At 70.9% G+C, this 14,047-nt stretch carries 11 protein-coding genes; 5 read left to right on the top strand and 6 right to left on the bottom strand.

Going from position 1 to position 14,047, the window contains the following annotated elements:
• Position 1: 1 nt before the first annotated feature.
• Positions 2-1,576 (bottom strand): O-antigen ligase family protein, encoded by a 1,575-nt coding sequence (locus ASF40_RS17375; protein ID WP_056371273.1) that lies wholly within the window; start codon positions 1,574-1,576, stop codon positions 2-4.
• A gap of 30 nt (positions 1,577-1,606) precedes the next feature.
• Complete coding sequence (locus ASF40_RS17370; protein WP_056371271.1) at positions 1,607-2,503, bottom strand: hypothetical protein; 897 nt, start codon at positions 2,501-2,503, stop codon at positions 1,607-1,609.
• A gap of 205 nt (positions 2,504-2,708) precedes the next feature.
• Here ASF40_RS17370 and ASF40_RS17365 point away from each other — a divergent pair, with 205 nt between their 5' ends.
• The 5 genes from ASF40_RS17365 to ASF40_RS17345 are packed head-to-tail and all read left to right on the top strand — an operon-like array spanning position 2,709 to position 8,516.
• On the top strand, positions 2,709-3,977 hold the full coding sequence (locus tag ASF40_RS17365; protein WP_082497146.1) for a glycosyltransferase family 4 protein: 1,269 nt from the start codon (positions 2,709-2,711) through the stop codon (positions 3,975-3,977).
• Positions 3,964-4,890: a glycosyltransferase family 2 protein gene (locus ASF40_RS17360; RefSeq protein WP_056371268.1), complete on the top strand. Its 927-nt coding sequence runs from the start codon at positions 3,964-3,966 to the stop codon at positions 4,888-4,890. Before ASF40_RS17365 ends, ASF40_RS17360 begins: the two co-directional genes overlap by 14 nt.
• Complete coding sequence (locus tag ASF40_RS17355) at positions 4,887-6,233, top strand: wax ester/triacylglycerol synthase domain-containing protein (protein WP_056371266.1); 1,347 nt, start codon at positions 4,887-4,889, stop codon at positions 6,231-6,233. Before ASF40_RS17360 ends, ASF40_RS17355 begins: the two co-directional genes overlap by 4 nt.
• The gene (locus tag ASF40_RS17350) at positions 6,230-6,805 is read left to right on the top strand and encodes an acyltransferase (protein ID WP_056371264.1); all 576 of its coding nucleotides are present in this window, start codon (positions 6,230-6,232) and stop codon (positions 6,803-6,805) included. The genes ASF40_RS17355 and ASF40_RS17350 overlap by 4 nt, the downstream gene beginning before the upstream one ends.
• Positions 6,806-6,809: 4 nt before the next feature.
• Complete coding sequence (locus ASF40_RS17345) at positions 6,810-8,516, top strand: S8 family serine peptidase (protein ID WP_056371262.1); 1,707 nt, start codon at positions 6,810-6,812, stop codon at positions 8,514-8,516.
• Positions 8,517-8,557: 41 nt separating this feature from the next.
• Here ASF40_RS17345 and ASF40_RS17340 read toward each other — a convergent pair whose 3' ends face one another.
• From ASF40_RS17340 to ASF40_RS17320, 4 genes are all read right to left on the bottom strand, one after another.
• Positions 8,558-9,562, bottom strand: a complete 1,005-nt coding sequence (locus ASF40_RS17340; RefSeq protein ID WP_082497145.1) for an HNH endonuclease signature motif containing protein — start codon at positions 9,560-9,562, stop codon at positions 8,558-8,560.
• Positions 9,563-10,131: 569 nt separating this feature from the next.
• A complete protein-coding gene (locus tag ASF40_RS17330) occupies positions 10,132-11,736 on the bottom strand; it encodes a lipopolysaccharide biosynthesis protein (protein ID WP_056371255.1) in 1,605 nt (534 codons plus the stop codon).
• The gene (locus ASF40_RS21275; RefSeq protein WP_056371254.1) at positions 11,733-13,013 is read right to left on the bottom strand and encodes a hypothetical protein; all 1,281 of its coding nucleotides are present in this window, start codon (positions 13,011-13,013) and stop codon (positions 11,733-11,735) included. The genes ASF40_RS17330 and ASF40_RS21275 overlap by 4 nt, the downstream gene beginning before the upstream one ends.
• A complete protein-coding gene (locus tag ASF40_RS17320) occupies positions 13,010-14,047 on the bottom strand; it encodes an acyltransferase family protein (RefSeq protein ID WP_056371252.1) in 1,038 nt (345 codons plus the stop codon). Before ASF40_RS17320 ends, ASF40_RS21275 begins: the two co-directional genes overlap by 4 nt.

Raw genomic sequence — 14,047 nt, 5'->3', positions numbered from 1 at the left:
CTCATCGCACGACCTCGGGAGTCCACGCCGGCTTCGGCGCGGAGGCCCTGCGCGAGCCCTCCGTGTACACCCACGCGGCGACGGCGAGCAGCATCATGTGCACGAGGAACGACTGGAAGAAGCCGAACGCGTCGAAGAAGAAGAGCGCCGCGCTGTACCCGGCGATCGACACCGCGAGGGCGAAGGCGAGAAGGGCGTGCCGCGGTTCGGCCGCCCAGCGCAGTGCGTAGACGATGAGCATGACGACCGGCGCGAGCATGAACACGGCGTACCCGATGACCCCGAGGGCACCGGCCTCCATCAGGATGCCGAGCACCTGGTTGTCGAGGATGAACGAGTTCGCCTCGTCGCCCACGACGACACGGCTGCCGAAGCCCTGCCCGAAGAACGGGTACTGCCGCACTTCGACGAACGCGGGTTCCAGGTCGGCGAGGCGCCCGGCTCCCGCCATGCCCGCCGACGTGTACTGCGACGCGATCAGCGTGTCGACATCGAGGAACGACAGCAGCATGGACTCGACCTGTGCCGGCACCACGAACATCGCCAGCAGCAGCCCCGGCACCGCGAAGGCCAGCAGCAGCAGTGCGACCTTGGGTCGCAGCACCAGCGCGATCAGGAACATCACGCCCATGACGACGACCGCGGTGCGCGAGATGGCGGCGATGATGCCGCCGAACACGAGGAACGTGCCGATCCCGTAGGCGATGCGCCGGTTCCAGACGTTCCGGGGCCAGATCGCGTACTTGGCCAGGTAGATGAGGATCGGCAGGAACATGCACAGCATGACCGCGAGGGCGATCGGATGCTGCGCCGATCCGTACGCCCGGTTCACACCGGCCCGCGTGGCGTCGCCGCCGTCCTCGCGCAGCACCATCAGCGGGAGGAAGTTCGCGAGCATGAGGAACACGTTGGTGCGCGCCACCCGCTCGATGACGGCGAAGAAGGCCACGATCACGGCCATCCACGACAGCACCATGAGGAAGCCCATCACCATGCGCTCGCTGGTGAGCAGCTGGCGCACCGAGAAGAACACCGACAGCAGGACGCCGAGCTGGAAGAAGCCCGACAGGGCCGTCGTGGCGAGGCCCTCGTTCACGAGCCGCATGCCGTTCACGATGAACGACACCAGCAGGGTCGCGAGGAAGATGCCGATCGGCCACCCGAAGGCCACCGGCCGCCAGCGCCGCGACCTGTCGAACAGGAACGCGAGCCCGAGCGCGACGATCGCGACGAAGATCATGAAGCGGTACGCCTCGAGCGCGAACGGCAGCGGGATCGGGAGGGCGTAGCGGCGGGCCGGGATGAACATGATGGTCGCCGCGAGCAGGAACAGCAGCGCGGGCCACGTGAACAGGATGCGGCGCAGCAGCACGATGAGCGCGATGCCGAGGAGGGCCGCGCCCATCGCGATGGGCGGGAGCAGGATCACCCCCGCGATCACGATCGCGGCGAACAGGATCGCGATCCCGGCGACGGCGGCCCAGTGCGGCCGTGTTCCGTCGCCGGGTGCGACCTGGGCCTGTGGCGCGCCGGTGTCGTCGGCGGGTGTGACGGGCGGTGCGGTGCCGGTCGACATGTCGGTGCTCCGAAGAGGGGAGTCCGTCGCCTACGCGGTCTCGTCCTCGCGTGGGGTCCGGCCGGATCGGCGCGACGGCGGACCTGCGCCGACCAGCTCGCCGGCTTCGGCATCGAGGGCGATGTCGTCGGAGGTGTCCGCAGGAGTGAGGGGCGCAGTATCCGTTTCGCTCACCGGCTCTTCGGCCGCATCCGTCGCCGCGGTCTCGGCGCGAGCGGCCTTGCGCTTGGCCGAACGCGAGCGGAGGCCCGCGATGACGAACACCAGCACCACGAACGCGAGGAAGACGCCGACGAAGGTGACGACGACGGGGATCGCGGGGTTGGACGAGTCGCCCTCGACCGCAGGGCTCGCGCCGAGCGGCTCGAGCAGCACGCGCAGCTCGGGTGCGAGCTGCTGCGCGTCCTGCTGCGCGACCACGTAGGTCGTGAAGGCCGCGGCGGCGGCGCGCGAGATCTCCTCGGCGCGGTCCGCGGTCTCGGCCGTGCCGACGGCCTCGAGCACGGGCAGGTTGTAGCGGCCAGGGAAGCGCTCGTCGCCGGTGGGCTGTGTCGTGCGTCGCAGGGCCGAGATCGACTCGGTCTCGTCGTCGAGCGGGCCGATCTCGGCCTCGACGGCGTCCTGGATGATGTCGCTCGACAGGATGTACGCGTAGACGAGCGCGGTCGACGACATGTCGATGACCTGCGGGTCGGACGTGCCCTGTTCGATCGGGACGCCGGGCACCTGGGCCTGGTAGAGCCGGTCGGATTCGCTCGTGAGGAGCATGGTGGTCGCGGCCGACCAGGTCTGCTGAGCTCTCGAGACGACCTGGCCGTCGACGATCGCGAAGCCGGCGAAGAAGGCCGCCACCGCGGCGACGAGGGCGCCGAAAGCCAGCACCCACTTGTAGTTCCACAGCACTTGCAGGTACTTCGGAGTCTCCATCAGACACCTCTCTCCGTGTGCTTCCGGACGCAGACCGCCCGAAACCCCCAGCACGTCATCGGGCCGTCCGCGTCGCGCACCGGATCCCCGAACCGCAGGTGTCGCGACAAGACTTGCCCTGCAATAGTCGCCCCGGATTGTTAACGGCGCCCTGTGCCTTTGTTGCACGGGTGTAAAGACTGGGCGACATTCGACGGCCCGGGTTGTGCCGCTTCGAACGGCTCCCACAGAGTGGTCAGCGAGAGCCCGGCACGGCTCCTATGGAGGCGGGCCTCGTCCTGGGGGAGGTGGCGTTCTGGCAGTCCTGTACAGCTTCCCGTTCGCGCTCGGGTCGCGCGGCATCGGCTGGACGGCGTGGAATCAGGCGAACGAACTGGTCCGCGCCGGGGTCGACGTGCACATCGTCGCCGCCTCGATCGCGAAGCCGGTCGAGGGGGCGGCGTCTGTGCGCACCACCCTCACCGTGGCCGGCCGTCGCGTGCCGCATCGCCTGGTCGGGCGCACGCGCGCGATGCGCATCCACGACGCCGTTACCGCGGGCCTCGTCGGCCGGCTGCTCGACGGCGACGCCGACGACGTCGTGCACGCGTGGCCGCTCGCGTCGGCCCGGACGCTCCGGGCGGCGCGGCGGCGCGGCATCCCGGGACTGCGTGAAGTGCCCAACACCCACACCGAGCACGCGTACGAGGTCGTGACCCGAGAGTACGCGGCGCTCGGCCTCGAGCCGCGTGGCGGCGAGAGCCACACCGTCGACCCGCGCCGGCTCGCGATCGAAGACAGCGAGTACGCGGCCGCGGCGGGGCTGCTCGTGCCGAGCGAGGCCGTCGCCGGCACGTTCCTCGCGCGAGGGTTCGACGACGACCGGCTGCTGCGGCACCGCTACGGCTGCACGGTGACCGCGCCGCCCACGCGAGCCGGCGACGGGCCGTTCACCGCCGTGTTCCTCGGCCGGGGGTCGCCGCGCAAGGGGCTGCACACCGCGCTCGAGGCGTGGACGGCGTCGAAGGCCTCCGCGGAGGGCAGGTTCCTCGTCTACGGACTGCTCGACGAGGACTATGCCGCGCACCTGGCGCCGCTGCTCGCGCACCCGAGCGTCGAGGTGCGGGGCCTCACGCCCGAGCCGATGCGCGTGCTCGCGTCGGCCGACGTGATGCTGCTGCCGACGGTGGAAGAGGGCAGCGCCCTCGTGACCTACGAGGCGCAGGTCGCCGGGTGCGTCCCGCTCGTCTCTCTCGCCGCGGGTGCGGTGATCGACGAGGGCGTGACGGGCATGACGCACGAGGTCGGCGATGTCGAGGTGCTGACGGCGCAGCTCGACCTGCTCGTCGAGCGCCCCGAGGTGCTCGCCGGCATGTCGAGTGCCGCGATGGCTCGGGCCGATCAGCTGAGCTGGGCGGCCGCGACGCAGGCCACGCTCGCCGCATACCGAGAGGCCGCGCGTCTGCTGAGGGGATCGACGGATGCCGCGGCCTGAGGACGTGACCCTCGCGATCTGCACCCGCGAGAGGCCGGAGATGCTCGCCGCGGCGCTCGCCTCGTTCACCGCGGTGACCCCGCCGGGGGTGCAGATCCTCGTCGTCGACTCGGCGTCGACCACGCCGGCGACCTGGGAGGTCGCGGACGCGGCGGGCGTCGACTACGTGCGCAGCGACATCAAAGGGCTCTCGATCGCCCGCAACCTCGCGCTCGAGTCGAGCCGGCGCCCGATCGTGGTGTTCACCGACGATGACTGCGCTGCTGTCGAGGGCTGGATGGCGCCGATCCTCGAGGGATTCGACGATCCGACGGTCGGTGCGGTGACGGGACGGATGCTTGACCACACGCTCGTCGGCACGCAGCAGGCGCCACCCCCGCGGCGCTTCACCCGCACGATCGAGGGCATCGACGCCGGTCACGGCGCGATCATGGCGTTCCGGCGCGAGCGGATCGTCGCGCTCGGCGGATTCGACCCGGTGCTGGGGGCGGGCCGCCGCCTGGCGGGCGCGGAGGACCTCGACATGTTCTGCCGCGTGCTCGACGACGGCGCGCACATCGTCTACGACCCGTCGTGCGTCGTGCACCACGTGCACACGCGCGCCGACGATGCGTACACCGCCCTCCACCACGGCTACGGGCTCGGCCTCGGCGCGCTCACCGCGAAGTGGGTGCGGCTGCGGGCCGGGGTGGGGCTGCGCCTCTTCGCGGTGGTCGCGAAGCGCACGCTGTCGCGGGCGGTGCACAACCGGCGCGAGCACCGGCGGCGCGATGCCGACCTCGCGCTGTTCCGCGGAATCCTCGGCGGGTTCTTCACCGCCGTGCGCTTCGCGCTCGACGGGCGCGTCTTCGTCGACGACGATCCGCCGGCGCCGATCACGCTCGGCGTCGCGACGCACGGAGGAGAGCAATGAGTGCGCACCCCGAACTCGTCCGACGGGCGCAGCTGATCAGCTCGCTCGACGAGAAGTACGTGTCGAACGCGGTCACGTTCGCTGCGATGCACGCCGCCGGCACGATGATCGTCGACGGCGCACCGCTGCGCGGGCCCGACGGCGGGCTCGACCGCGCCGCGATCCGCAGCCGCGTCGAGCGGCTGAGCTGGTTCGCGCCGGCGATGCGCCAGCGGCTCGTGCCGACGCCGCTGCGTCTCACGACGCCGGCGTGGGTGCCGGTGACGAGCCTCGACCTCGACTACCACGTCCGGTTCCACGACGGGATCGAGCCCGACGACCCGACGCGCGTCGAGCGGTTCACGGGGCGCCTCAGCCCGACGATGGACCCGTCGCGGCCGCTGTGGGACTTCGAGTTCGTCGAGCTCGACTCCGGGCGGGTGGCGATCGTCATGCGCTACCACCATGTGGTCGGCGACGCGATGTACGGCCTGCGGATCGGCGACGTGATCGCCGGCACCGCGCCGACGCCCGAGCCGCCGGAGCCGGGTGACGCGCAGCGCGCCGAGCTCGGCATCCCGCCCCGCAGCGGACTCGAGGTGCTCGCCCTCGCGTTCGCGCAATGGCGCGAGCGCAACCCGGGTTTGCGGCGGGCGTGGCGGGCGTACTGGCGCAAGTCGTTCCGCATGCGGCTGCGGCGCTGGGGCGGGCGGCTGCTGCGCCCGGTCAAGAACGCGCGCATCGCACGCACCGGCCTCCTCGCCGACGTGCGGGAAGGGCGCAGCTCCGCGTACGAGGCGGTCGACCTGGCCGCCGCCACCCGTCGCGCGTACAAGCTCGGCGGTACGGTGAACGACCTCGTTACGGCCGCCACCCTCATCGCGATGGCGCGTCAGCGCCCCGACGCCGAGACGCTGTCGATCCTCGTGCCCATCTCGCGGCGCGGGGCCGGTGACGGCGGCGTGCGCAACGACATCAGCGTCGTGAAGGTGTCTGTCGCAGCATCCGCTCCGCTCGAAGAGGTCGTGCCGAGCGTGCGCGCGCAGGTGCAGGCGGCCGTGGACTCCGGCGGCTCGGTCGTCGAGGGCGCCGAGGATTGGGTCGGCTACGCCACCTCGGTGACCTGGGGCCGCGACGAGCGGTTCTTCGGCACCGCCCCCGTCGAGACCGTGACCGGGTGGCCGGCCGGCGATCCGCGCGACGAGGTGGCGTGCCTCGCCTGCTCCTATCGCCGCGAGCTCGTGGTCAGCGTGACGGCGCGCTCGACGGTCGACCTGCCGGCGCTCATGGCGGTCTACCGTGAGATGCTCGCGCCGGTGACGGTGACGGTGACGGTGGCGGATGCTGCGGGGGCGGCGCGATGAGCCGCCTCCGGGGTGCGCTCGGGTCGGTGCTCGACCCGCGCACGCTGCTGCATGCTCTGCGCCTGGCGCACTTCCACGGCTACTCGTTCGTTCGGCAGGTGCCGCTGATCCAGGTGGGACCCGGGGTGTCGATGGCGCCGAACGTGTCGTTCCGCAACGGCGAGCGCATCTCGATCGGCGCCGGCACGCACATCGGCGAGTTCAGCCTGATCTGGGCGGGCAACGAGACCGGTCGCATCGAGATCGGTGAGAAGTGTCTGTTCGCGCCGCACGTGATGGTGACGGCGTCGAACTACGGCGTCGAGAGGGGGCCGGTCCCGATCATGGACCAGCCCAAGATCGAGCGCGATGTGGTGATCGGCGCCGGCTCCTGGCTGGGCGCGAACGTGGTGGTTCTGGCGGGCGTGACGATCGGCGAGGGCGCCGTGGTCGCGGCCGGGGCGGTGGTGACGAAGGACGTTCCGGCGTTCTCGATCGTCGGAGGGGTTCCGGCGCGGGTCATCGGCGAGAGGCCCTCGGGCCAGGAAGTGGGAGAGAGCCGTGGGGAAGCTCAGAAGGAGAGAGTCGAATAGGGCGATGCGCGTCGCTGGGCTCGCGGTGGGGACCGCGGTCGTGGCGTCGTTGCTGGGCGGCGGTGTGGCCACGGCCTCGTTCGCCGCCGGCGACGGGGCGGGCGTGTACACCGTCAGCTTCCGGACGACGGCGGGGGTGGATGCTGCGCTCTCGGCCATCGTCGCCGAGCCTGACGCTGTCTACGACAGCGTGGTGAAGGGATTCACCGGGTACCTCAGCGCCGACGAGGTCGCCTTGCTGCGGGTGTCGTCGACGGTGCGGGGGATCTCGGCGAACAAGGTCGTGAGCGGCGCCGCGCAGACCGTGACGCCGGCGGTGGGCACGGTGGAGGCGGACCTTCCGCCGACGAGCGCCACGACGGCGGGCGCGTGGGACGGCCCCGGGCTCGCGATCATCGACTCGGGCGTGAGCGAGCACACCGACCTGAACGTCGCGCGCCAGATCAACTGCTTCGGAAGCGGTGACGGCACCGACGCGAACGGCCATGGCACGGGCGTCGCCGGTGCGGCGGCGGCGATCAACAACAGCGTGGGGCTGGTCGGCGTCGCGCCGGGCGCCCCGATCACGTCGGTGCGCGTGCTCGACAACAAGATGCAGGGCACGCTCGCCACCCTGATGTGCGGCCTCGAGTGGGTCATGGAGAACCACGAGCGCTACGACATCGCCGTGATGAACATGAGCATGCAGTTCGGTCAGGCCGACGACGGCAACTGCGGATACACGAACGGCGACGTCATCCACCAGGCGATCTGCGCGCTCGTCGAGGACGGCGTCGTCGTGGTCGCGGCCGCCGGCAACTCGTCGAGGGATCTGGCGCAGTACTCGCCGGGCAACTTCGACGAGGTGATCACCGTCACCAACGTCGCCGACTACGACGGCAAGCCCGGTTCGCGCGGCGCGAAGGCGTGCACCGAGTCCAACGCCCCGGTCGACGACACGATCAACCCGAAGAGCAACTGGGCCGTGAGTGCGGCCGATCGCGCGCACACGATCGCGGCTCCCGGCACGTGCCCCTATACGACCAAGAAGGGCAACCGGTACGGCTACATCGCGTCGGGCACGAGCATGTCGGCGGCGGTGATGTCGGGCGTCGTGCTGGCGTGCTTCGCCGAGGGCTCGTGCGAGGGCCGCACCCCGCGCGAGGTGTTCCAGATCCTCGAGGGCCAGGCGCAGGCCGCGGCGGCCACGCGGGGCAAGCGCTTCGCGGGCGACCCGCTGAGCCCGATCTCGGGCCGCTACTCGGGCTGGCTCGCGTCGACGGTGCCCACCGGCACCACCCCGACCCCGACGCCGACGCCGACGCCGACCCCGACGCCGACGCCGACGCCGACCCCGACCCCCACCCCGACCCCGACCCCCACCCCGACCCCGACCCCCACCCCGACCCCGACCCCGACGCCCACGCCGACTCCGACGCCGGATACGCAGGCGCCGACGGCGACGATCACGGCGCCGGTCTCGGGGTCGACGGTGTCGGGCAGCGTAGCTGTGCGGGTCACGGCCGCCGACAACGTGGCGGTCACCGGGGTCACGCTGTGGTCGGGCACGACCAGGCTCGGCACGCTGGCGAAGCAGTCCGACGGTTCCTGGGCCGGCACGCTGCCGTCGCGCAGCTACCCGAACGCCACCTACCCCGTGCACGCGCGGGCGGTCGACGCCGCCGGCAACACGGGGTACAGCCCGACGATTTCGCTGACCCTGCGCAACTGAGACCCCTGCCTCGCTTGAGCATTCCGGTTCAGGCGCGGTCATCAGAACGGCGGCAGGTCGGCGCTCGGCACGAAGACGACGCGAGCTGGTGGGTCTTCGAGGTAGTGGGCGCCGGCCGGGCTCGTCCATTCGAGGGCGCCGCCGGGCAGCTGCCGGACGGTCCAGTCGGTGTTGTGTTTGAGGGTATGGTGCCGTTTGCAGAAGCACGCAAGATTGCAGATCTCGGTCAGTCCGCCGAGCGCGAAGTCCTGCGTATGGTCGTGATCGCATGATCTGGCCGGTCTGCGGCAGCCCGGGAATCGGCAGTGCTGGTCTCGCGCGCGGAGGAACCGCTTCTGCTCGGCGCTCGCCTGATACCGGTCGACGGTGAGAACCATTCCGGTGACGGGGTCCGTCATGACGCGATCCCACCCCGGAGCGTCGCCGGCGAGTCGCCGCGCGGTCTCGGGGTCGACCGGAGCGAGGCCGTCGAGCTCTGCTCCGCCGGTCGTGACCCCCGTCAGCGTCGTGACCGGAACGGTGACCTGCACCATCGCGCGGATAGCACCGAGCCCGCCCGGCGAAGCGTCGAGCGTGGGATCGATCGCGGGGGATCCCGTGAGCAGCATGTCGACGACGACGTCGGCGCGGGTCTGATCGATCGTGCGCTCGTCGAACCACGTGTCGTCGGCCGCAGCATCCGTCGACGCGTCATCTCCGGCTGACGCACCCACACCACCGTCACCCTCGACGGATGCACTCGTCGCGTTGCGACGTGCGGCAGCATCGACCCGCTTGATGAGTTTCGCCTGCCTGGTGGCGCGATCGTGGATGCCGTGCGCGATCGCCGTCGACGTCAGAAGGCTGAGCTGCGACATGCCGTCGGCCAGGTCGGTGACCCAGATGCGACGACCCCGGACAGCGTCATCGTGGCGCTCTTGCAGGGTGCGGGGATTGTGGATGTCGGCCTGCTGCTGGGCGAAGGAGCGCGTGCGCGCCGCGGTCGTGCCGTGGGCGTGGTCGAGCACTGCCTGCTCGTAGGCACGGCGGGCGCCGACATCGTCGATGTCGGCGCCCCCGGTGAGCGTCCCAGAGGTGGGACTGCATCGTGCGGTCGTTGATGCGCACCGCGAGTCCGAGTTCGGCGGCCAGCGACCGCAGCGGCATGTCGCGTTCCCGGGACCTCATCGACGGGATGCGGGCCTTCTGCGTCTCTGCGAACTCGAACGCTTCGGCGAGCAGCCGCACCTTGCGGGCCTGCAGTGCTGCCTCATCGGCGTGGATCGCGCGAAGTTCGTCGGCGAACGCGCCGGCGCGCTGCGCCTCGGCCCGATCACGCGCTTCGTGGTCCACGATGTGCCCTTCCGTCGCGCGACGCGCGACTCTCGCTCCCCGTCCGGGGAGTCATCGATCCGGCGAACCGGGGGCACTCGATGACCTGCTGGACCCATCATGACAGGGGCCTCCGACATCGCCGCTGACGTTGATGGCACCCGGTGATGCCGGGGCCGAACGACAGACGCCCCTCCCACCCGAAGGCGGCTCAGGGGAGGGAGTTATCGAGAGAATGCACGGACGTGCCGTGCGCCAACACCCCCGCTGTTGTTCGGAGCCCCGAGGGGCGAGGAGCGAATGCTCAGCGACCGGGACTCTGAGCCCGGCGCTTCTCGATCTCGGCGTCGAGCACGTCGCCGGGAGTCGCGGCGTCTTCGAGCAGCACGCTCTCGTACGCCTCCGCTTCCGCAGGGGTCGCAGCATCCGTCGTCTCGTTCTCGTCGGCGGCGGCGCGCGCCTTCGGCTTGCGCATCTGCTTCACGAACCCCATGATCTGCGCGACATCACGCCGATACGCGGGGATCAGCAGCAGCGGTCCGATCACGACCGCCCCCGCAAGCCCGCCCACCAGAATCTCCAGGATCGGCACCAGGTCGACGGCGCGCGTCGCGGCGAACGCCGCCCCGAACGCCAGCAGCGCGAACAGCAGCGGGCGCAGCACGGGGAACACGATGTCGCTGCCGCGCACGAACGTGCCGCGGATCGCGAACGCGAACCCGGGGATGAGGAGCAGCGCCGACAGGATGCCGTACGTCAGGGCGAGTCCGTAGATCCCGCCCCACCAGATCCCGACGAAGAAGCCCACCACGACCAGCGGCCGCGCGACGAGGTCGTAGAGCAGCTGCTGATGGGAGCGGCCCATGGTGATGAAGAGCCAGCCGCGCACCTTGCCGATGCCCTGCGCGATCCCGGCGATCGCGAGGATGCTGAACAGCACGGCGGCCTGCTCCCAGCCGGGGCCGAGGAGGATCGCGAAGAGCGGCTCCGAGATCGTCGCGAGGATCGCGTAGGTGGGGAGCGTCAGATACCCGATCACCAGCAGCGCGCCGCGGATGTACAGGCGGTAGCGGTCGCCGTCGTCCTGCAGCTTGCTCAGCACGGGCAGCGCGACGCGCCCGATCGGCCCGTTCAGCTGCTGCAGCGGCATGAGGAACAGCGCGTACGCGCGCGAGTACTGGCCGAGCACGGCCGGGCCGAGCTGCTGGCCGATGATGACGGTGTCGGCGTTGCGCTCGACGTAGTTGAGCAGCTCGGCGCCGAAGATGCTGCCGCCCCGCGTGACGAGCGGCAGCACGTCGCGGTGGACGCGCGGCCAGCCGGGCCGGGGGCGGATGCCGATCCACAGCATCACCAGCCGCACGACCAGTCCGGTGCCGACCATGACGATGAGCGCCCAGTATCCCCACCCGAGCAGGCCGGCCGCGATCGCTGCGGCGACACCGCCCACCATCGAGACCACGTCGACGCGCGCCAGCAGCGCGAACTTCAGTTCGCGGGTGGCGCGGGCCTGCAGCGGCATGGTGAGGCCGTTGACGATGAGGCTCGGTGCGATCACGAGCGTGATGAGCACGAGCTGGGGTTCGTCGTAGAGGTTCGCGATAAGTGGGGCGCACGCCGCGAGGACGCTTCCCAGCACCACGCCGAGGCTCAGCGCGAGCCAGAAGAGACTTCGCCAGGCGCGCTGCGAGATCTCGCGCGCTTGGATGATCGCGCCGGTGAGGCCGAAATCCCGGACGAGGTCGATGATCCCCGAGATCGCCGTGACCATCGCGACGAGACCGAAGTCCTCGGGGCTGAGGAGGCGGCCGAGCAGCATGATCGCGGCCATCTGGATGAGGGTCTTGCCCCACATCCCTCCCATGGTCACGGCGATGCCGCGCGACGCGCGGTGGGCGAGGTCGGTCACTTCCAGATCGATTTCAGGTACGCGTCGGTGGGAGTGGGCACCAGGGCGTCGAACTGGGCGGCGCCCCACGAATCCATCGAGCTGTCGTAGCTCCAGCCGCCCGACGCGACGGGGTTGCGCGTGGTCGCCTGCCCGTACGAGACCTTGGTGTTCGAGACGCCGCCCCACTTGCTGCGGTACATCGAGCCGAAGATGTACGAGTCGTTCGCGTAGAGCTGGAAGTCCTCGCCGATCCCGTTGATGGCCTGCGCCATCGAAGGCGTGTCGGCCCCCGTGGGCGTCGGATACCGCACCCGAAGAGCTGTGGCCTGCGACGTGAGGATGCTGTGGTCCACCGTGAGGAACCGTGTGCCCTTGTTCGGGTCGTCGTCGCGCATGCCGCCGATCTGCAGGGCGCAGTTGAGGGATCCGAAGAAGGTCGTGTCGCGCACCGTGAGCCCCCGGTACCAGCCCGATCCGTACATCTGCAGGGTGTCGACGTGGTCGGTGGCGCCGGACGGGCGGAACACGGGGGCTGAGTAGCATCCGTCCCACACGCTGTCGGTGAGCACGCAGTCGGCGCCGGCGGCGTACCCCAGCGGGTCGGAGATGTCGGACTTCACGTTGCTCATGACGATCTCGTACGCCCCGCACTGACTCGTCGTCGCGCCGTACGACGAGGCCATGCTGAGGCCGTCCGACATGACGGACTGCGCCCACGCGCTGCGCGTGCAGTTCGTCAGCAGCACGTCGACGCCGTTGATGCGCGCGAACGTGACCCCGTACACCTCGCGCAGGCGCGCGGGCTCGGTGATGACGACCGAACCCCAGCCGTCGCGCGGTGACACGAGCACGTTCTTCGCCCACGAGGCGCTTCCCAGCCCCTGCAGCACGGCCTTCGATCCCGACGAGGCGCCGAGGCCGGGCAGGGTGCCGGGCCGCACCTTGATGTGCACGCCGGCGGCCGCCTGCGAGGCGGTCACCGCGAGCAGCGCCGTGCGGATCGCGGCCCACGTGCAGGGGACCTCGACGGTCGTGACGGCGTCTTTGATCCAGGGCGTGTGGGCGGGCCAGTGGGTGCCGTTGGGTCCGAACGAGCGCACCACCGCCGGCCGGGCGGCGCCGACGATGGCCGCGGCGGCACCCGTCGGTGCTGTAGCCGAGGAGGAGGGGACGGATGCTGTGGCAGAAGGCCCGCCGGAAGTCTGAGCGGGCGAGCACATGGCGGTGGCCGCGGCGGGCGCGGCGACGGCGAGAAGGCGGACGAAGGATCGGCGGCTGAACGGGCTGGTGGTCATGGTGCGGGCCTTCCGTCGGTGGTGTGTCCGGTGTAGACGGTTGCCGAACGGCGGGCGGGCCACGCGAACAGCAGGTCGAGGGCGGGCAGGACGCGGAGCAGGTGCACCATGACGACGCCGGCACCGAGGCCGAACACGAAGCCGACAGCGAGCGCGATCCAGGCGTTCCCCGTGAGAGCGCCGAGGGCGACGCCGGCGCTCGCCGGCCACCAGTGCACGATGTAGTAGACGAGCGAGTCGCGTCCGACCGCGCGCAGGGGACGCAGCATCCGTGCCGATCCGAACCGGCGCGCGAGCACGATGGCGATCCCGATGCCGCCGGCGGCGAACGGCGCAGACAGCGCGGTGTAGCGCAGGCCGACGCCCACCGCCGCGGCGGCGACCGTGGAGAGCGCAAGCGCCGCGCACGCCCAGATCACCCAGCGGCGGGCGAGCATGCGGTCGAGCGCTCCGACGTGCTGCGAGAACCACACGCCGATCATGAAGAACACGAGCAGCAGGAAGAACCGCCGCATGCCGAAGTCGGGCACGAGGGCCGACGCGACGAGCGCGCCGCCGGCGATCCAGAGCGGCGGGACCCGGGGCGTGACGAGCGCGACCATATAGAAGAGGAACAGGTCGTACAGGAACCAGAGGTGCTCGACGGGGTCGTAGAGCGGCAGCAGGAGGTCCCACGGGGTGACGACGTGCGCGGTGACGCCGCCGACGATGCCTTCACGGATGCCGAACCCGTACAGCAGCGCGAGCGCGATGATCGACCACACGACGTAGGGCCAGAGCACCCGGCGCACCTTGCCGGTCACGTAGGCGCGCGGGCCGCGGGCGAGCGAGCCGGCGACGAGCAGGCCCGACAGGAACACCATGAGCGGCATGCGCACGGGGGAGAAGATCGTGTTGAGCACCCAGGCGACCTCGGGTGCGCCGAGCGGGGAGGAGCTCGCGAACAGGATGGCGTGGTTGAACACCACGAGGATGATCGACGTCCCGCGGAGGACGTCCATCCACTCGATGCGCGACTTCTCGCCCGCTGTCAT

It is taken from the genome of Microbacterium sp. Leaf288 (assembly GCF_001422925.1).
Taxonomy (GTDB): Bacteria; Actinomycetota; Actinomycetes; order Actinomycetales; family Microbacteriaceae; genus Microbacterium.
The sequence above is the reverse complement of the archived record's forward strand: the minus strand, read 5'-3'. Positions and strand labels throughout refer to the sequence as shown.